Origin of the sequence: Pseudomonas sp. WS 5011, from assembly GCF_012985775.1 — a bacterium.
Taxonomy (GTDB): Bacteria; Pseudomonadota; Gammaproteobacteria; order Pseudomonadales; family Pseudomonadaceae; genus Aquipseudomonas; species Aquipseudomonas peli.
Window position 1 is genome coordinate 138313 of record NZ_JAAQXA010000009.1, and the last position, 18866, is coordinate 157178.

Below are 18866 nucleotides of genomic sequence, written 5' to 3' on the forward strand. Positions count from 1 at the left end.
GCTCAACGTCGTAGGAGGCGCTTTAGCGGCGAGCTTGGCTAAACGCACTCCTACAAAAGGTTATGCGCTGATTTCTTCCAGCTCCACCAGCACTGCACCTTCGCTGACCATCTCGCCCTCGCTGCAATACAGCGCCTTGACGGTTCCGGTATGCGGCGCGCGGATGCTGTGTTCCATCTTCATCGCTTCCAGCACCACCAGCGCAGTGTCGGCTTCGACTTGCTGGCCGGCTTCGACCAGCACGCGCACGATACTGCCGTTCATGGGGGCCGTCAGGCCGCCGTGATGCTGATGGCCGGCTTCAACTTCAGCAATCGGGTCGACGCGTTGAATGCTGCGCAGCTCGCCGGCATAGTGCAGATAGAGGCTGTCGCCGCGGCGAATTGCCAGATGTTGCTGACGCAGACCATCGCGTTCAACCGACAGGCTTTCCCCCTGCAGTTCTACGGTAGAAGCCGTCGCATGGCGCAGGCGAATTACCTGGCGTTCGCTCTGGCAGTTCAGATGTAGATCGGTTTCCGCTGGCAGGCCCAGGCGCAGGCCGTTATTGCAGGCCCAGGGCGAGTAATAGTCGTCGTGGCGCTGCAGCGGCGCTTCACTTTGCACAAAGGCTTCGGCGGCCAGTTGCCAGAACTCGGCCGGCAATTCAGTTACTGGAGGCAGAAGCTGCGCTTCGTGACGCGGAATAAAACCGGTATCCAGCTCCGCATTGGCAAAGGCCGGTTGGGCTAGCACGCGGGTGAGAAAGGCTAGATTGGTTCTGACTCCGCCGACGCAGGTTTCTTTAAGCATGGCCAGCAGGCGCAGGCGCGCCTCCTCGCGGTTTTCGCCCCAGGCGATCAGTTTGCCGAGCATCGGGTCATAGAAGGGCGAGACTTCATCGCCTTCGCTGACGCCGCTGTCTACCCGGCGACCTGGGCCGGCATTGGCTTCGCGGTACAGCGCCAGGGTGCCGGTGGCCGGCAGAAAGTCGTTGTCCGGATCTTCCGCATACAGGCGCACTTCAATGGCGTGACCAATCAGCGGCACTTGCTCCTGGGTGATCGGCAGCGCTTCGCCACGGGCGACGCGAATCTGCCAGGCCACTAGATCCAGACCGGTAATCAGCTCGGTGACTGGGTGCTCGACCTGCAGGCGGGTGTTCATCTCCATAAAGAAGAAGTCGCCGCGCTCATCCAGCAGAAATTCCACGGTGCCGGCACCGACATAACCGATGGCTTGCGCGGCTTTGACCGCAGCCTCGCCCATGGCGCGACGAAGTTCGGCTGACAGACCCGGAGCCGGCGCTTCTTCGACGACCTTCTGGTGACGGCGCTGGATCGAGCAATCGCGCTCATTCAGGTACAAGCAGTTGCCGTGCTGGTCGGCAAAGACCTGAATTTCCACATGGCGCGGCTTGAATACGTATTTTTCCACCAGCATGCGCGAGTCGCCGAACGAGGACTGCGCTTCGCGCTGGGCGCTGGCCAGGGCCTCGGCTAGTTCGCTTTCGCGCTCGACCACCTTCATGCCCTTGCCACCGCCACCGGCCGCCGCCTTGAGCAGCACCGGGTAGCCGATTGCGTTCGATGCTACGCGGAAGGTTTCCACATCCTGTGCTTCGCCGTGATAACCGGGCACCAGCGGCACGCCGGCGGCTTCCATCAGTGCCTTGGCGGCGGATTTGCTGCCCATGGCGTCGATGGCGCTGGCGGGCGGGCCGAGAAAGACCAGTCCAGCGGCTTCGATGGCGCGGGCAAAGCCGGCGTTTTCCGAAAGAAAGCCATAACCGGGGTGAATCGCCTGGGCACCGCTGGCTTTGGCCGCAGCGATCAGCGCGTCGATCCGCAGGTAGCTTTCCGCCGGCTTGGCACCGCCAAGATTCACCGCCAGATCGGCTTCGCGCACATGGCGGGCGTTGGCGTCGATGGCGCTGTGTACCGCCACGGTCTGGATACCCATGACTTTGGCCGTGCGCATCACCCGGCAAGCGATTTCGCCACGGTTGGCCACCAGCAGGGTATCGATAGGCTTGAGACTCATGCTTGTGGCTCCTGCCAGGCGGGTTTGCGCTTATCCAGGAATGCCCGTAGGCCTTCCTGACCTTCGGGGCTAACGCGGATACGGGCAATCGCGTTCTCGGTATAGCGGCGCAGCGCAGGGGTCAGCACGCCGCTGCCGACTTCGCGCAGCAAATCCTTGCTGGCGAGCATCGCTTGCGGGCTATTGAGCAGCAGCGTGTCGACCCACTCGGCCACGGCCGGCTCCAGGGCATCGGCGGCATAGGATTCGGCAAACAGCCCCAGCTCCTGGGCGCGCTGACCACTAAAGCGCTCAGCCGTCAGGGCATAACGGCGCGCAGCGCGTTCGCCGATGGCTTGGACAACAAACGGGCTGATCACCGCCGGCGCCAGGCCAATGCGCACTTCGGACAGGCACAGCTGGGCATCAACGGTGCCGATGGCCATGTCGCAGCAGCTGATCAAACCCAGCGCGCCGCCAAAGGCCGCGCCTTGTACCACGGCCAGGGTGGGGATCTTCAGCTGATAAAGGTTGTGCATCAGCTCGGCCAGCTCACGCGAATCAGCCAGGTTGGCGTTGTAGTCCAGGGTCGCGGCGTGCTGCATCCAGGCCAGGTCCGCGCCGGCGGAAAAGTGCTTGCCGCGGCCGCGCAGCAGCAGGAAGCGCAGGCTTTTGTCGGCCATCACCGTATCGAGGGCGAGAATCAGCTCGCGGATCATTTCGGCGTTAAAGGCGTTGTTCTTGTCCGCACGGTTCAGCCAGAGGGTGGCAAAGCCGCGTGGGTCTGTTTGCAGTTCGATGGTGTTGAAGTCGGTCATGGTCTGTCGCTCTAGAATCCGGGGCAGGGCGCTGCCTTACATGCGGAACACGCCAAAGGTGGTCGGCTCGATTGGCGCGTTAAGGCTGGCGGACAGCGCCAAGCCCAAGATGTCGCGGGTTTGCGCCGGGTCGATAACCCCGTCATCCCACAGGCGGGCGCTGGAGTAGTAAGGGTGGCCCTGGCGCTCATACTGTTCGAGGATCGGCTGCTTGAGCTTGGCTTCATCCTCGGCGGAGAAGCGCTGCCCGGCGCGGGCGGCCTGTTCGTGTTTGACCTGCACCAGTACGCCAGCGGCCTGTTCGGCGCCCATTACGCCGATGCGCGCATTCGGCCACATCCACAAAAAGCGTGGATCGTAGGCGCGGCCGCACATGCCGTAGTTACCCGCGCCGAAGCTGCCGCCGATGATCACGGTGAATTTTGGCACCTTGGCGCAGGCCACCGCGTTTACCAGCTTGGCGCCGTGTTTGGCGATGCCGCCGGCCTCGTACTTCTGCCCGACCATAAAGCCGGTGATGTTCTGCAGGAACAGCAGGGGAATGCCGCGCTGGCAGGCCAGCTCGATAAAGTGCGCGCCTTTTTGTGCGGATTCGGCGAACAGGATGCCGTTATTGGCGAGGATCGCCACCGGATAGCCGTGGATATGCGCAAAACCGCAAACCAAGGTTGCGCCAAACAACGCCTTGAATTCATCAAATACACTGCCATCGACGGTGCGGGCGATCACTTCACGCACATCGAACGGCTGCTTGGCGTCCGCCGGAATCACCCCGTACAGCTCTTCGCCGTTGTACAGCGGGTTGATCGGTGCACGGTTATTCAGCACGCCGAGTTTGCGCCAGTTCAAATTGCTGATGCTGCGCCGCGCCAGGGCCAGGGCGTGTTCGTCGTTGTCGGCGTAATGGTCGGCCACGCCGCTGGTTTTGCAGTGCACATCGGCACCGCCAAGGTCTTCTGCGCTGACCACTTCACCGGTGGCGGCTTTTACCAGCGGCGGGCCGGCGAGGAAGATGGTCGCCTGGTTGCGCACCATGATCGCTTCATCGGCCATGGCCGGCACATAGGCCCCGCCAGCGGTGCAGGAACCCATGACTACGGCGATCTGCGGTATACCCATGGCCGACATATTGGCCTGGTTGAAGAAGATCCGCCCGAAGTGCTCGCGATCCGGGAATACCTCATCCTGGCGCGGCAGGTTGGCGCCGCCGGAATCCACCAGATAGATGCACGGCAGGCGATTCTGCTGGGCGATGGTCTGCGCGCGCAGGTGCTTTTTCACCGTCAGTGGATAGTAGCTGCCGCCTTTTACCGTGGCGTCGTTGGCCACGATCATGCATTCGACACCCTCGACCCGGCCGATACCGGCCACCACCCCAGCCGCCGGCACTTCTTCGCCGTACACCTCATGGGCGGCCAGTTGACCGATTTCGAGGAAGGGAGAGCCGATATCCAGCAGGCGGTTGATTCGTTCACGTGGCAGCAACTTGCCGCGCGAGGTGTGACGCTCCTGAGCCTTGGCACCGCCGCCTTCATGGATGCGGGCGAGCAGGGCGCGCAGGTCGTTGACCTGGGTGAGCATCGCCGCGCTATTGGCGGCGAACTCCGGCGAACGGGTGTTGATCTGGGTGTGCAGAATGGCCATCTGGCGCGCTCCGTCAGGCTATTTGGTTTCGTTGAATAGTTCGCGGCCGATCAGCATGCGGCGGATTTCGCTGGTGCCGGCGCCGATCTCGTAGAGTTTGGCGTCGCGCAGCAAACGGCCGGCCGGGTATTCGTTGGTGTAGCCGTTACCACCGAGCAGCTGGATGGTGTCCAGCGCCATCTTGGTGGCCATTTCGGCGGTGTAGAGGATCACGGCGGCGGCGTCCTTGCGCGATTCCTCGCCGCGGTCGCAGGCCTTAGCGACGTTGTAGAGGTAGGACTTGGAGGCGTTCATGCCGGCGTACATGTCGGCCAGCTTGCCCTGCACCAGCTGGAACTCGCCGATCGATTGCTTGAACTGCTGGCGTTCGTGCACGTAGGGCAGTACCACATCCATGCAGGCGGTCATGATCCCGGTCGGCCCGCCCGAGAGCACGGTGCGCTCGTAGTCTAGGCCGCTCATCAGCACGCGTACGCCGCCGCCTTCGGCACCGAGGATGTTCTCTTCCGGTACTTCGCAATCCTCGAACACCAGCTCGCAGGTGTTCGAGCCGCGCATGCCCAGCTTGTCCAGCTTTTGGTGGCGGGAGAAGCCCTTGTAGTCGCGCTCGACGATAAACGCGGTCATGCCGCGCGAGCCGGCATTGATGTCGGTCTTGGCGTAGATCACGTAGGTGTGGGCATCGGGGCCGTTGGTGATCCACATCTTGTTGCCGTTGAGCACGTAGCAGTCGCCACGCTTTTCCGCGCGCAGCTTCATCGACACCACGTCGGAGCCGGCATTCGGCTCGCTCATGGCCAGGGCGCCGACGTGTTCGCCGGAGCACAGCTTGGGCAGGTACTTGGCCTTTTGCTCGTGGGTGCCGTTTTTGCGGATCTGATTGAGGCACAGGTTGGAGTGCGCGCCGTAGGACAGACCGACCGAGGCCGACGCGCGGCTGATCTCTTCCATCGCCACCACATGCGCCAGGTAACCCATGTTGGTGCCGCCGTATTCCTCTTCCACGGTCATGCCGAGCAGGCCCATGTCGCCGAACTTGCGCCACATGTCCATGGGGAACTCGTTGTCGCGGTCGATCTGTGCGGCACGCGGGGCCAGTTCGGCTTGTGAGAACTGATACACCGAGTCGCGCAGCATATCGATGGTCTCGCCGAGACCGAAGTTGAGGGATGGGTAGCTCATGGTTCCACCTGTAATTGTTCGAATTAAGTTCAGGAGATAACGGTTTGTTTTTTATCAGTTTCAGCTAAAGCCGCCAGGCAGCGTTCTTCGGCGGTATCCAGCTCAAGCTGCATCTGTTCGATGTCCAGCAGTTGCTGCTGCAGCTGGGCGCGGCGCTCGGCGATCTTGGCCATAAAGGTGTGCAGCTGCTTGTGATTGCCGTGCACCGGGTCGTATAGCTCGATCAGTTCCTTGCACTCGGCCAGCGAAAAGCCGATGCGTTTGCCGCGCAGGATCAGCTTGAGAGTCACTTTGTCCTTGGCGGTGTAGATGCGCTCCTGACCGCGACGCTCGGGACTGAGCATCTGCTGTTCTTCATAGAAACGAATGGCGCGGGTGGTGATATCCAACTCGCGGGCCAGTTCGGAAATGGAGTAGGTGGTGGCGGACATACGGCAGCGCTCTTGTTTACCTTTACGTTAACGTAAGCTTGCCGACGCCTGTAGTCAATCAGAGCGCATGCTGCGCGATCAGGTTGATCAAACCTGATGCGGATTTATGAGCTGAAAAGTGTTATCTGATAAAGGCTTACGGCGCTTATCTAGAAAGGTAGGGCGGTACGCGCTGTTGCAGCACATGCACCAGCGCGGGCTCCATATACGCGTAATGGTCGGGGGTATTCAGGTTGTAGATGGGCTTTTTACCAAGCTGGCGGCGAAACTTTTCCGCCAGTTTGCGCCGATGGCGACTTTCCATCACCAGGATCAACTCGGCCCACTCGAGCAGTTCGCGGCTGACGGGGTTGTCAGCATCGCGGTTAACCCCAGCCGAGGCGGTTTCTACCCCAGGCCAATTGGCGAAAACCTGTTCAGCGGTGGGGCTGAGCAGGCGGTTCTTGGCGCAGATAAACAGCACCCGTAGTGGCTTACGCGTGCTGGCCAATGGCATCAGGCCTGAGCCTTCTCGGCTTTTTTCTCCAAGGCGATGGCCTGCTGGGCAATTTCGATGATCTGTTCGCGCATCCAGCGATTGGCTGGGTCCTGGTCGGTGCTTTCGTGCCAGTACAGGTGGGTTTCCAGGGGCGTCATGTCCTTGATCGGCAACTCGACAAAATGCAGGTCATTGCGACGGGCAAAGCGCTCCGGCACGGTCATGGCCATGTCTGTGCTCTGCAGCACAGTGGTGGCCATCAGATAATGCTGCGAGCGCAGGGCAATCTTGCGCTGGATGCCCATGCGGCCCAGAGCCAGGTCAACGTGGCCCAAACCGCTGCGCCGGCTGGAAATATGGATATGGGTCAGGCCCATGTATTCGTCGAGGCTGATCTTGTCTTTGGCCAGCGGATGGCTACGGCGCAGGGCGCAGACGTAACGGTCTTCCATCAGCTTGACGTGGCGCACCTGCGGGTCCGTATTAAGCGGTGCGTCCACCGCAAAATCCAGGCGGCCAGCAGCCAGCTCCTTGGTGGTTTCGCGGCGCCGCGCGAGCATGCTTTCAATGTTTACGTTAGGTGCCATGCGGCGCAGGCGCTGGAACAGCGGCGGCAGAATGATGGCCTCGGTGAGGTCAGTCATGCTGATGCGGAAGGTTTTATTGGCCTGCGCTGGGTTGAAAATGCGGCTTTCCTGCACGGAGATACGCAACTGCTGCAGCGCGTTGCGCACTGGGCCGATGATGTTTTGAGCCATTGGCGTGGGCACCATACCCTGGGCGGTGCGTACAAACAGCGGGTCATTGAAGGTTTCCCGCAGGCGTGCCAGGGCGTTGGAAACGGCGGGTTGGGTAATACCGACGATCTGTCCGGCGCGGGTTAGATTGGCCTCGGTGTAGATGGCATCGAAGACGACAAAGAGGTTGAGGTCGACCTTGTTCAGATTCATTACACGCTCGCTCCGCAGGTTGTCGGTATCAGTGGATCATATATCGGTGATGAATGTTTATACACGGTGAGAATAGATTAGATAAATCCTAAGCCCTGTTCTAGCATCATTTCCACTTCACCGAATTCCCCAAAAATCAGCGTCAGAAGGTAGCCATCATGGATTTCGCCTACTCCCCCAAGGTTCAGCAGCTGCGTGAGCGCGTCACCGCGTTTATGGAGACCCATGTCTATCCAGCCGAAGCCGTGTTCGAGCAGCAGGTCAATGAAGGCGATCGCTGGCAGCCCACTGTGATCATGGAAGAGTTGAAAGCCAAGGCTAAAGCCGAAGGCCTGTGGAACCTGTTTCTGCCGGAGTCCGAGCTGGGCGCCGGGCTGACCAACACCGAATACGCGCCGCTGGCGGAAATCATGGGCAGCTCGTTGATCGGCGCCGAGCCGTTCAACTGCGCCGCGCCGGATACCGGCAACATGGAAGTGTTGGTGCGCTATGCCAATGAAGCGCAGAAAGAGCAGTGGCTCAAGCCGCTGCTGGACGGCACCATCCGTTCCGCCTTCGCCATGACCGAGCCCGGTGTAGCGTCCTCCGATGCCACCAATATGCAGGCCAGCGCTGTGCGCCAGGGTGATGAGTGGGTGATCAACGGCCGCAAATGGTGGACATCGGGCGCTTGCGACCCGCGCTGCAAAATCATGATCTTCATGGGCCTGACCAATCCGGATGGCCCGCGCCATGCACAGCACTCGATGATTCTGGTGCCGATGGACGCCCCCGGCGTGAAAGTGCTGCGTCCGCTGCCGGTGTTCGGTTACGACGATGCGCCACACGGCCATGCCGAAGTACTGTTCGAAAACGTCCGTGTACCTTACGAAAACGTGCTGTTGGGTGAGGGCCGTGGCTTTGAAATTGCCCAGGGTCGCCTTGGCCCAGGCCGTATTCACCACTGCATGCGCTCCATCGGCATGGCCGAGCGCGCACTGAAGTTGATGTGCGAGCGCTCCATCAGCCGCACCGCCTTCGGCAAACCGCTGGCGCGTCTGGGCGGCAACATTGATCACATCGCCGACTCGCGCATGGAAATCAACATGGCACGTCTGCTGACGCTGAACGCGGCGTACATGATGGACACCGTTGGTAACAAGATTGCCGCCAGTGAGATCGCCCAGATCAAGGTGGTCGCACCGAACGTGGCGCTGAAAGTGATTGACCGCGCCATCCAGATTCACGGCGGCGCAGGGGTTAGCAACGACTTCCCGCTGGCCTACTGGTACGCCATGCAGCGCACCCTGCGTCTGGCTGACGGCCCGGACGAAGTGCATCGCGCGGCGATCGGCAAGTTCGAGATCGGCAAGTACGTGTCCAAGGATGTGATGAAAGCCAGCCGCTAAGGCGCCGGGCACGTCACTGAAAACGCACAAGGCCCGCAATTGCGGGCCTTGTGCGTTGTGGGCAGTGCTGTTTTAGGCACGCGCTGTCGTTGTTTGCCAGTCTATGTGGGGAGGTCTTTAGTCGCGATTGATCGTGAACGTGTCGCGGCTAAAGCCCTTAGCAAAGAAAGCACAGGCTATTCGTATGATTTGCCCGGCGGGGCAAACTCATCATCTGGGTTGGCATGCTCTTGCAGCCATAGTAAACGCATATGCAGTTGCGCAGCGAAGGCACGAGCGGCCTGCTCCTGATGGAAGATCAAGCTGCGTCGCCCCATGCGCACTTGCCAACGCAGCTTGCCGCGCTGCGCCAGCGGCTCGATAACGATGCTCGGTGAGCTCAAACGATCAATGCTCCTGAAAGGGCTGTGTATGTCGGCAATCACCAACACAGACATGGCCTAAGCATTAGGCTCTCGCAGCAAACTTGGCAAGCACCAGAGCGGGCGATTTAGTTGCTGTATTGGTAGATGATTGGGGCAAAAATGCCCGTGTCGTGGCCATTCTTCAGGCACTGATTGAACTGCTCCAGGAACCAGCCCATCTTCAGTGTTTTGGCGATGCCCATGTGCTTGCTGTCACTCTTGAACGGCACCGGCAACGTTGTGAAGGCATCGGCCTGCAAGCCAGGCCAGCTCTGGGCGAGCCGGCTGATATCAACGCTGGAGCCGACCAGGATCGCATCAATGCGCCCGCGCTGCAGCATGCCCAGACCGCTGCGAGTGTCATTGAAGCCGACGATGGTCAGGGTGCCGTTAGCCACGGCTTCGTCATAGGCAGTGCCATAGCTGGTGCCGATAGTGGCGCCGATCAGCTTGTCTTTCAGGTCAGTGATGTTCTGGTAGGCAAACTCGCGGCCTTTCTGCACCACCAGCACGATATGTTCGGTGAAAATTGCTTCGGAAAAGTCGAACAGGGCCAGCCGCTCATCACTGATCGACAAACCAATTACGCCGCCTTCGCTGCGTTCAGCCATGGTATAGGCGCGTTTCCATGGCAGCAGCTGGATCTGGTAGGGCACCTGCATCTGGTTCAGGCAGTGTTTACTTATGTCCACGACAATGCCCTTGGCCTCACCATCCTCCTCAAAGTATTTGGGGAAGCCATCGTGTGCGCCAAACACGCGGAACACCTCGGCCTGGACGGTTTGTACGACCAGCAGTGCCAGTAGCAGGATCAACCGCAGAGGTGTAGCGAGCATGGCAGAACCTCAAGTAGAGGCGAGAAAGTTTGTTCAGCTTAGCCACTCGGCGTTGTTAATCACTGCCTAATGCAGCAATACCTGCAAACAACGCCGGGGCTGAGCCAGGCTTAATAAACCCAGACTTCAACTCGGCGGTTCTTGATCCGCCCGTCATCGCCGCTGTTGGCGGCCACTGGCAGCTCATCACCCAGGCCGATGATATCGCGGAAGATCACGCCACCTTTGTTCAGTTCACGGCGCACTGCCATGGCGCGCAGCTTCGACAACAGTTCAGCGCGGGCAGTGTCAGCCTTGGTATCGCCAAACCCAACCAGCACCACTTTATCGCGCAGCTTGTTCTGCTCGTTTAGGTAGGTCATCAGCCGGTTGAGATCACGCAGGGCTTTATTGTCGAGAGTGGCGCTGCCTTCCTGAAAACGGAAGTTTACCGACAGACGTTGCGCATGCTCGGCCAGCTCTTGGTAATTCGCCGGCATCTGCGGGTTTACGGGGATTTTTACCGCTTGAACGGTCTGCGCAATAAATCCGCTCTGTTCAACGATCGCCTGGCCGCGCGGACTATGAGCAAACTGCACCAGAGCGCGTCCCCAAGGGTTGCTCAACTCTGGCTGGTTATAGAAGAACAAGCGTCGCGACAGCGGGTAATCCTCGGTAGCGATCAGGGTCAGGCTTGGCAGCATGGGTTGCGAATCACCCGCGGCAATCGCCAGCGCTTTGGCCTGGCGGATATACGGCAGACCAATAAAGCCGATGCCATTAGGGTCCTGACTGACCGCATCGGAGAGTTTTTCACTCGACTCAAAGCGTTTGGCGCTGGCCGCCAAGGCTTTGCCGTTGGCGCTCAGCACCAGCTCCTTGAACGTGTCGAAGGTGCCGGACTTGTCATCCCGGGCGTACAGGGTGATGGCGCCAGCCGGAGCGCCGAGTTGCGACCAGTTGCTGATCTCGCCAGCGAATATCTGTGCCAGTTGTGCCGTGTTCAGCGCGCCCAGCGGGTTATTCGGGTGCAGGATAATAGCCAGGCCATCGAGGGCGATGATCTGCTCGGCGCTGGCGCTTTTCAGGTCTCCCAAGTTCAGCAGGCTAGTGGCTTCGCTGTCCTTGATCGGTCGGGACGAGGCCGCCAGTTCAGCACTGCCGTCGGCCAGTGAGGTAAACCCAGTGCCCGAACCATGGGCCGCTACCTCGATGCTCACACTGCGGCCATCGGTGGTTTTGCCGATGATTGTCTGCTCGTTTTCTGCATTGCCTGCTTCGATGCGGATTGCGCTCAGGCCTTGTTCCTCGAGCAGGCCTTTGACCAATGCCGGGCCCAACCGTGCACCAATGGTGTTTGAGCCCTGTATGCGCAATACGCTGCTGTTGTCGCTTGGGACTGGCAGGGCGGCAAATACTGACCAGGGCAGGGCGTAGCAGATGGAGCCGAGCAGCAAAAAGCTGACGGTGCGAATCCAGGTGTCACGTTCGAAGGCAGAGGAGGCGCGCAGCATGCGGCAAACACCTTATATGGGTGAGTGAAAGTGCCGCGACGATAAGACAAAAAAGTGACTGCAATATGACAGTCACTTACCTATGTGAAGGCTCTATTGCAGGCTTACTGAGCCAACTCAAGCCAGATGGGGGCATGGTCCGATGGCTTTTCCATGCCGCGAAGGTCGTAGTCGACGCCGGCGTCCTTGATCCGCGCCTGCAACGCCTGAGAGGCGAGAATCACGTCGATGCGCAGACCGCGCTTGGGTTCATCCTCAAAACCCCGGCTGCGGTAATCAAACCAACTGAAACGGTCATTCACTGTGGGGTTGAGGTGGCGGAAGCTGTCAACCAGGCCCCAGTTCTTTAGGGTGGCCAGCCACTCGCGCTCTACTGGCAGAAAGCTGCATTTGCCGGTTTTCAGCCAGCGCAGACGATTAGGCTCACCAATGCCGATGTCGCAGTCTTCCGGCGAAATATTGATATCACCCATCACCACCAGCGCTTGCTCGGGGCTGAACTGGCTCAGCAGCAGCTGTTGCAGGTCGGCATAGAAACGCTGTTTTGCCGGGAACTTGGTCGGATGGTCGCGGCTTTCACCTTGCGGGAAGTAGCCGTTCATCACCGTCACCGGGTTGCCCTGGGCATCGGCGAAGGTGCCGTAGATAAAGCGCCGCTGCGCGTCTTCGGCGTCGCCGGGAAAGCCCTTGTGCAAGCTCAGGGGTTCCTGGCGCGAGAGCAGGGCGACGCCGTAATGGCCTTTCTGGCCATGGTAATGCACGTGGTAGCCGAGCTCACGGATATCCGCCTCGGGGAACTGCTCGTCGGCAACTTTGGTTTCCTGCAGGCCGATCACATCCGGCTGGTGTTTCTCGATCAATGCTGCCAGTTGATGCGGGCGTGCACGCAGGCCATTGATATTGAAGGAGACGATCTTCATGGGCGGCAGTCCTGGCTGTGGCTCTGGAAAGCCCGCGATGCTAGCCGATTAGCGGCCCTGCCGGCCAGCCTGTGGCGGCGCAGGGTGCGCGGTGCTAACGTGGCTGCAGGCCCAGTAAATCAAGAACAACAGAGGTCAATTCGATGCCCAACAGTCTCGCCGAAGTACGTATGCTCGATAGTGGCTATGCCCGCGAAGCACGCTCGCTGCTGTATCACGCCTATCGTCACGACCCCACCTTTGCCTACCTGTTTGAAGCCGAGCGGCCAGGCTATGACCAGCGCGTACGCGCCACGGTACGTGAGCTGGTGCAGCAGCACTTTGCCGAAGACCTGCCGGCGATTGGCTTGCTTATCGACGATCGACTGATCGGCATGGCGTTGATCGCTCCGCCACAGCGGCGCATGGACATCACCGAAAGCTGGGGCTGGCGCATGCGCATGCTGCTGACCACCGGCTTCCGTTGCACCAAGCGCTATCTGGAATACCACGATGCAGTGATCGCCTGCCTGCCGCCGGGGCCCTACCACGTGTTGCCGCTGCTGGGCATTCATCCGGAATACCAGGGCAAAAACCTTGGTGAGCAACTGCTTGAAGCACTGCACAACTGGTGCGCCGAAGACGCCAGTTCCCAGGGTGTAGTACTGGATACGGGCAATGGACATTACCTGGAGTTCTATAAACGTCAGGGTTACGAAGAAATCGGCGAGGTGGCCATCGGCCCGATTATCGAGCACGTTTTCTTCCATCCAAGTCCGCAACTGGCAATCAAGGCCAGTGCTTGATAACGGCCTGCTTGGTGTGTCTGCAGACACACCAAGTCGCAACTATTTGCCCGCACTGGTGCTCTAAGTCGGCCCTGAGCTCGTGCTAGCATCGCCCTCATGCCTGTTCCTCTCCACCTTTTCACCGCGCTGTTTCTTCTGCTGCTGAGTGCTACGGCCCTGGCCGAAGCACAGTTGCGTGTGCGGGTTGAGCCGGCCAACAGCGCGCTGAAAAGCAATATCGAGGGCTACATCGGCAGCTTGGGTGAGCGTGATGCTGAAGCCTTGCAGCGCTTTCGTCGGGTCGCCGAAAACCAGGCAGAGAAAGCCGCCCAGGCGCTGGGCTTCTACCAGGCGCAGATCACGACTGAAGTCAGCGAGGGCGCAACACCGCGCCTGACCGTACGCATTCAGCCGGGTGAACCGGTGCGTTTGCGTGATGTGGTGGTGCGCGTCGAAGGCCCAGCGGCGCAACTGCGCGCCTTTCGTACGCCCAATGACCCGCAATTGCGTAGCGGGGCACAACTTAACCACGGTCAGTACGACGCCGCGAAGCGCGAAATTCAGAATCAGGCTTCGCGTTATGGCTTCTTCGCTGGGCGCTTTAGTCGTCAAAAACTCAAAATCGACCCCGAGGCTGGAGTGGCCGATATCGAACTGATTTATCTCAGCGGCCTGCGCTATCAACTGGGCGCGGTGAGTTTTGTCGGCGATGCGCCCTTCGATGAGCAATTGCTGCAGCGCATGGTGCCGTTCCCGGCGGATACGCCCTATGACTCGGCACTTATTGCCGAGTTGTATCAGGCGCTGCGCTCCAGTGGTTATTTCGAGTCGGTGCAGGTGGATGCCAACCCCGGTACTGCCAGTGGTGAACAGATCCCTGTGCAGGTTCAATTGCAGGCGCGCAAGCCACGCAGCATGGGCCTGGGCTTGGGTTTTTCCACCGACGTGGGGCCGCGTGGCCGGGCCAACTGGACGCGGCACTGGGCCAATCCGCAGGGGCACAGCTATGGCGCGGAGTTCGAACTGTCGGCGCCGCGGCAGAATGTTGGCCTGTGGTACGACGTGCCGCTCGATCCGCCGCTGACCGATAAATTGCGGGTAGCCGGCGGCTATCAGGCCGAAGACCTGGCCAATACCGACAGCAGCAGCCGTCTGCTGACCTTTGGCCCGGAATGGCACAGCAAGCTCGACAGCGGCTGGCAGCGCGTGCTGTCACTGAAGTGGCAGCACGAGGAGTACGACCTAGGCGATGACGCCGGTACCAGTACGCTGCTGATGCCGGGCCTGAGTTACTCCTACCTGCAGAGTGACAACCAGATCGACCCCAACCACGGCTACCGCCTGCAGTTTGATCTGTCCGGTGCGGCCAAGGGGCTGTTGTCCGATGCCAATGTGCTGCACGGCAATATCCAACTCAAAGGTCTGACCACCGTATTCAAGCGCCATCGACTGCTGGGGCGGGTGCAGGTGGGCGGCACTGAATCCGATGGGTTTGCCAAGGTGCCGCCATCCCTACGCTTCTTCGCGGGTGGTGACCAGAGCGTGCGCGGCTATGACTACCAGAGCCTGTCGCCGGAAAACCGCGCCGGCGACAAGATCGGTGGGCGCTACCTCTTTACCAGCAGCCTGGAATACCAATACAGCCTGACTGAGCGCTGGCGCTTGGCGAGCTTCTTCGATCAGGGCAATACCTTTGACTCGCTGCAGCTTCCGTCGCTGAAAAGTGCCGTGGGTCTGGGCGTGCGTTGGGTATCACCACTCGGACCGTTGCGCCTGGATCTGGCGCATCCATTGGATGACCAGGGCGGCGTGCGCCTGCATTTTTCCATGGGGCCGGAACTGTGAAGCGCTGGTTACGTTATGGGCTGTTCAGTCTGCTGGGCCTGCTGCTTGTGCTGGCCATCAGCCTGAGCTTGCTACTGGGCACCCAGGGCGGCAGCCGCTGGTTATTGGCGCAGGTGCCGGGCTTGCAGGTTGACGACCTCGATGGCCGCCTAGGCGGTAGTTGGAGCGCGACACAGCTGCGCTGGCAACAAGGCGAGAATAGCGTGCAGGTAATGGCGCCTAGCCTGGATTGGTCGCCTACCTGCCTGTTACGCCTGACGTTGTGTATCGAGCAACTGCGCAGCGGGCCGATCAACCTGGTTTTCCAGGATGATGAGCAGCCCAGCAGCGAGCCGTTCAGTCTGCCGGACCTGAGCCTGCCGCTGGCGTTGCAACTGGGGCAGGTGCAGATCGACAGCCTGCAGCTTAATGGCGTCGAACAGTTGCAAGGCTTGCAGTTGGCTGCGCGCTGGACTGCAAAGGGTATTCAGATTGACAGCCTCAGCCTGGCTACCGGCGATCTTCAGGTGGCGTTGCAGGGCCAGGTGCAAACCTCCGGCAACTGGCCGCTGCAACTGAACGGACAGCTACGACTGCCTGCGCCCGAGCAGCAGGCCTGGCCGGTGGCACTGCAGCTCAACGGTGAGCTGCGCGAGCGGGTGCAACTGACAGCCAGCAGCAGCGGCTATCTGACCGGCGAACTGAGCGGTTGGGTACAGCCTTTGGCTGAACACCTGCCGGCGCAACTGCGCTTTCAGGTCGCCAGCTTCAAAGCCAGCGCTGAGCTGCCCGACACCCTTAACCTTGAGCAGGTTGAGCTAAATGCCCAGGGCGATTTGCAGGCCGGCTATCAGATCATCGGCAGTGCCAGCCTGCCAGCAACTGAAGGGCCTATTGCTATGGCGCTGGCGGGGCTGCTCAAGGCTGACGGCGCGGCCATCAGCAACCTGAGCTTGACCGCCGAACCGGAGCAGCAGGTACAGCTCAGCGGCGAGCTGAACTGGCAGCAAGGTCTGAGCCTGGATAGCCGCTTCAACTGGCAGAGCTTCCCCTGGCAGCGCCTTTATTCGCTGGACGAGCCAGCGCCTGTGGCGTTGCGGGTGCTTAATGGCGAGCTGGCTTATCAGGATGGCAACTATCTCGGGCATTTCGCTGCCGAGCTGGATGGACCGGCCGGCGCGTTTAGCCTGCAAAGCCCGCTGAGTGGCGATCTACAGAAGCTGTATCTGCCAGAGCTGCGTATGCAGGCCGGCCAAGGCCGCGCCGAAGGCCAGGTCAGCTTGGGTTTTGCCGAGCAGCTGAGTTGGGATGTGCGCCTGCAGTTGAGTCAGCTTGATCCGGCTTACTGGCTGGCCGAGTTACCCGGCAGCCTGGCGGGCCCCTTGAACAGCTCAGGCGGCTTGATCAATCAGCAGCTTAACCTTAACGCCGACATCGACCTCACCGGCCGCCTGCGTGGTCAGCCGGCCAAGCTGCTGGCGAAGTTTGCCGGTGGCCTGGAGCAGGGCGAGCTGAGTGCCTTGGATATCCGCCTGGGTGATAACCGCATCAGCGGTCAGGCCGCCTTGCAGCAACAGCTGAGCGGCCGGTTATTACTAGCGATGCCGCGATTGGGGCAGCTTTGGCCAGGCTTGCAGGGTCACCTTAATGGTCAGCTGGACCTGGCTGGGAGTCTGCAAGCACCCCAGGGCCAGTTGCAGCTGCAAGGTCAGCGCCTGGCCTATGACGATCAACGTCTGCAACAGCTCAAGCTCGACGCCAGCCTGAACAGTGCCCAGCGTGGCCGAATCACCCTGGAGGCATTGGGTATTCAGCTGGGTGAAACCGAGTTGGGGCGCCTGGATGTCACTGCCGCTGGTGATCAGCAGCAACAAAGTCTTGAGCTGCAACTGCACGGTCCCTTGTTGCAAAGCCAGCTGGCCCTGGCCGGCAAGCTGGACAAGGGTAACTGGCGCGGCAGCCTGAGTAGTGGCGAGGTGCAAAGCGGTGGCCAGGATTGGCGCCTGCAACAGCCGGCCACGCTGGTGCGGCTGGCCAATGGGCAGCTCAGCCTGGGCGCGCATTGCTGGCGTTCTGGCGAGGCCAGTCTGTGCGGCACGGAGCAGCGCCTGCTGCCGCAGCCCAAGCTCAACTACCAGCTGAGCAACTTCCCCATGGAGAGCTTGGCGGCGCTGTGGCCGAAGGATTTCAGCTGGCAGGGTGAGCTCAATGGTCGGCTGCAGCTCGATATGCCGGCCAGCGGTCCGAATGGCAGCCTGGAACTGGATGCCGGCAGCGGCATCTGGCGCATTCGTGATCAGCAGCAGTGGCTGGAGTTTGCCTACGACAGCCTGCGCCTGAGTACACAGTTGCGCCCGCAGCGCATCGATAGCCTGCTGGAGCTGCGTGGCCCAACCATTGGCGAGCTGTCGCTGCAGGCTCAACTGGATCCACGTCCGGCGAGCAAGCCGTTGTCTGGCAGCTTCCGCCTCAATGGTCTGGACCTGGCGCTGGCGCGTCCGTTTGTTCCGATGGTCGAGCGTATCGCCGGGCAGCTGAATGGCGCGGGTACATTGTCGGGCGGGCTGTTGGCACCGCAGATCAACGGCAACCTGCGGGTGTTGAATGGCGAAATAAGCGGCGCTGAACTGCCGATGAACATCGAGCAGCTGCAACTGCAGGCGCAGATCGCAGGCGAGCGGTTGCTTCTCGAGGGCGATTGGCGCAGTGGCGAGCAAGGGCAGGGCAGCCTGAATGGCGAGCTGAATTGGGCGGCTGGATTGGTGGCGAATATGCAGCTGCGTGGAAGTCGTCTGCCGGTCACTGTTGAGCCCTATGCCGCGCTGGAGGTCGAACCGGATCTGCGTTTAAGCCTGCGTGATGAGCAGCTGTCGCTGGCCGGCAAGGTCCTGATCCCCAGCGGCAAGATTGAGGTGCGCGAGTTGCCGCCCTCAACGGTACAGGTGTCCAGTGACGCCCAGGTGGTAGGGCGCGACAGCCCGCAGCAGCAGGCGACGGCCATCGCCATGGATGTTGACGTTGAAGTGGGTCAACAGCGCCTCACCTTCAGCGGCTTTGGACTGGATGCCGAGCTGCTGGGCCGCGTACACATTGGCAATGACCTGGATACACGCGGTGAGCTGAGCCTGAACAAGGGCCGTTTCCGCGCCTACGGCCAGCGCCTGAATGTACGCCGCGCACGCCTGCTGTTCGCGGGGCCGATTGATCAGCCATTTCTTGATATCGAGGCCGTGCGCCAGGTCGATGGCGTGACGGCTGGTTTACGCCTCAGTGGCAATGCCGCGCAACCGACCAGTACGGTGTTTTCCGAACCGGCCATGAGTCAGGAGCAGGCGTTGTCTTACCTGGTTATGGGGCGGCCACTGGGGCAGGGTGGTGGTGACAATACGATGCTGGCACAAGCTGCGCTGGCCCTGGGGATGGCCGGCAGTGCACCGTTGGTCAATAACCTGGCGCAGGGCTTGGGTATCAGTGATTTTCAACTCGATACCCAGGGTTCTGGGGTAACCACCAGCGTGGTCGCCAGCGGCAATCTCTCGGAGCGGTTGAGCCTGCGCTACGGCGTGGGGGTGTTCGAACCGGCGAATACCATTGCGTTGCGCTATGAACTGAGCCGACGGCTCTACCTAGAGGCTGCCAGCGGGTTGGCGAGCTCTCTGGATTTGTTCTATCGGCGCGATTTCTAGGCCATGTTTCTGCGGGAGGACGCTGGATTAAGCCTGTTAATTCG

15 protein-coding genes are annotated in these 18866 nt (G+C 60.7%); 4 read left to right on the forward strand and 11 right to left on the reverse strand.

Annotation, left to right across the window (positions count from 1 at the left end; all coding sequences use genetic code 11):
* Window positions 1-60 precede the first annotated feature (60 nt).
* The 7 genes from HBN63_RS12075 to HBN63_RS12105 form a co-directional block, all read right to left on the reverse strand.
* The gene (locus tag HBN63_RS12075) at window positions 61-2022 is read right to left on the reverse strand and encodes an acetyl/propionyl/methylcrotonyl-CoA carboxylase subunit alpha (protein ID WP_170049573.1); all 1962 of its coding nucleotides are present in this window, start codon (window positions 2020-2022) and stop codon (window positions 61-63) included.
* Window positions 2019-2819, reverse strand: coding sequence for a gamma-carboxygeranoyl-CoA hydratase (locus HBN63_RS12080; RefSeq protein WP_170049574.1), 801 nt, complete (start codon window positions 2817-2819; stop codon window positions 2019-2021). The genes HBN63_RS12075 and HBN63_RS12080 overlap by 4 nt, the downstream gene beginning before the upstream one ends.
* A 36-nt stretch (window positions 2820-2855) precedes the next feature.
* The gene (locus HBN63_RS12085; RefSeq protein WP_170049575.1) at window positions 2856-4463 is read right to left on the reverse strand and encodes a carboxyl transferase domain-containing protein; all 1608 of its coding nucleotides are present in this window, start codon (window positions 4461-4463) and stop codon (window positions 2856-2858) included.
* Window positions 4464-4481: 18 nt separating this feature from the next.
* Complete coding sequence (locus tag HBN63_RS12090) at window positions 4482-5645, reverse strand: isovaleryl-CoA dehydrogenase (protein ID WP_170049576.1); 1164 nt, start codon at window positions 5643-5645, stop codon at window positions 4482-4484.
* A gap of 29 nt (window positions 5646-5674) precedes the next feature.
* Window positions 5675-6076 (reverse strand): MerR family DNA-binding transcriptional regulator, encoded by a 402-nt coding sequence (locus tag HBN63_RS12095; RefSeq protein ID WP_090253868.1) that lies wholly within the window; start codon window positions 6074-6076, stop codon window positions 5675-5677.
* Window positions 6077-6221: 145 nt separating this feature from the next.
* On the reverse strand, window positions 6222-6572 hold the full coding sequence (locus HBN63_RS12100) for a phosphotyrosine protein phosphatase (protein WP_170049577.1): 351 nt from the start codon (window positions 6570-6572) through the stop codon (window positions 6222-6224).
* Entirely contained in the window at window positions 6572-7504 is a 933-nt protein-coding gene (locus HBN63_RS12105; protein ID WP_170049578.1) for a LysR family transcriptional regulator, read from the reverse strand. The genes HBN63_RS12100 and HBN63_RS12105 overlap by 1 nt, the downstream gene beginning before the upstream one ends.
* A 158-nt stretch (window positions 7505-7662) precedes the next feature.
* Between HBN63_RS12105 and HBN63_RS12110 the strand changes: the two genes are divergently transcribed.
* Window positions 7663-8892, forward strand: coding sequence for an acyl-CoA dehydrogenase (locus HBN63_RS12110; protein ID WP_170049579.1), 1230 nt, complete (start codon window positions 7663-7665; stop codon window positions 8890-8892).
* A gap of 176 nt (window positions 8893-9068) precedes the next feature.
* Here the strand turns inward: HBN63_RS12110 and HBN63_RS12115 are convergent, their stop codons facing one another.
* The 4 genes from HBN63_RS12115 to xthA all read right to left on the reverse strand — a co-directional run bounded on the left by HBN63_RS12115 (window position 9069) and on the right by xthA (window position 12545).
* A complete protein-coding gene (locus HBN63_RS12115) occupies window positions 9069-9275 on the reverse strand; it encodes a hypothetical protein (RefSeq protein ID WP_170049580.1) in 207 nt (68 codons plus the stop codon).
* Between the two features lie 107 nt (window positions 9276-9382).
* The gene (locus tag HBN63_RS12120) at window positions 9383-10132 is read right to left on the reverse strand and encodes a transporter substrate-binding domain-containing protein (protein ID WP_167144583.1); all 750 of its coding nucleotides are present in this window, start codon (window positions 10130-10132) and stop codon (window positions 9383-9385) included.
* Between the two features lie 110 nt (window positions 10133-10242).
* A complete protein-coding gene (locus HBN63_RS12125) occupies window positions 10243-11625 on the reverse strand; it encodes a phosphate ABC transporter substrate-binding/OmpA family protein (protein WP_170049581.1) in 1383 nt (460 codons plus the stop codon).
* Between the two features lie 104 nt (window positions 11626-11729).
* Window positions 11730-12545 (reverse strand): exodeoxyribonuclease III, encoded by an 816-nt coding sequence (xthA, locus tag HBN63_RS12130; protein WP_170049582.1) that lies wholly within the window; start codon window positions 12543-12545, stop codon window positions 11730-11732.
* Window positions 12546-12688: 143 nt separating this feature from the next.
* Between xthA and HBN63_RS12135 the strand changes: the two genes are divergently transcribed.
* From HBN63_RS12135 to HBN63_RS12145, 3 genes are all read left to right on the forward strand, one after another.
* Window positions 12689-13330 (forward strand): GNAT family N-acetyltransferase, encoded by a 642-nt coding sequence (locus HBN63_RS12135; protein WP_167144585.1) that lies wholly within the window; start codon window positions 12689-12691, stop codon window positions 13328-13330.
* Window positions 13331-13429: 99 nt separating this feature from the next.
* Entirely contained in the window at window positions 13430-15157 is a 1728-nt protein-coding gene (locus tag HBN63_RS12140; protein WP_170049583.1) for an autotransporter assembly complex family protein, read from the forward strand.
* Complete coding sequence (locus tag HBN63_RS12145; RefSeq protein WP_170049584.1) at window positions 15154-18822, forward strand: translocation/assembly module TamB domain-containing protein; 3669 nt, start codon at window positions 15154-15156, stop codon at window positions 18820-18822. Before HBN63_RS12140 ends, HBN63_RS12145 begins: the two co-directional genes overlap by 4 nt.
* Window positions 18823-18866 lie beyond the last annotated feature (44 nt).

Coding starts and splice junctions, on each gene's coding strand:
- HBN63_RS12135 (WP_167144585.1), top strand. CDS start 12,689: ATGCCCAACAGTCTCGCCGAAGTACGTATGCTCGATAGTGGCTATGCC.
- HBN63_RS12105 (WP_170049578.1), bottom strand. CDS start 7,504: ATGAATCTGAACAAGGTCGACCTCAACCTCTTTGTCGTCTTCGATGCC.
- HBN63_RS12080 (WP_170049574.1), bottom strand. CDS start 2,819: ATGACCGACTTCAACACCATCGAACTGCAAACAGACCCACGCGGCTTT.
- xthA (WP_170049582.1), bottom strand. CDS start 12,545: ATGAAGATCGTCTCCTTCAATATCAATGGCCTGCGTGCACGCCCGCAT.
- HBN63_RS12120 (WP_167144583.1), bottom strand. CDS start 10,132: ATGCTCGCTACACCTCTGCGGTTGATCCTGCTACTGGCACTGCTGGTC.
- HBN63_RS12095 (WP_090253868.1), bottom strand. CDS start 6,076: ATGTCCGCCACCACCTACTCCATTTCCGAACTGGCCCGCGAGTTGGAT.
- HBN63_RS12085 (WP_170049575.1), bottom strand. CDS start 4,463: ATGGCCATTCTGCACACCCAGATCAACACCCGTTCGCCGGAGTTCGCC.
- HBN63_RS12140 (WP_170049583.1), top strand. CDS start 13,430: ATGCCTGTTCCTCTCCACCTTTTCACCGCGCTGTTTCTTCTGCTGCTG.
- HBN63_RS12090 (WP_170049576.1), bottom strand. CDS start 5,645: ATGAGCTACCCATCCCTCAACTTCGGTCTCGGCGAGACCATCGATATG.
- HBN63_RS12110 (WP_170049579.1), top strand. CDS start 7,663: ATGGATTTCGCCTACTCCCCCAAGGTTCAGCAGCTGCGTGAGCGCGTC.
- HBN63_RS12075 (WP_170049573.1), bottom strand. CDS start 2,022: ATGAGTCTCAAGCCTATCGATACCCTGCTGGTGGCCAACCGTGGCGAA.
- HBN63_RS12125 (WP_170049581.1), bottom strand. CDS start 11,625: ATGCTGCGCGCCTCCTCTGCCTTCGAACGTGACACCTGGATTCGCACC.
- HBN63_RS12100 (WP_170049577.1), bottom strand. CDS start 6,572: ATGCCATTGGCCAGCACGCGTAAGCCACTACGGGTGCTGTTTATCTGC.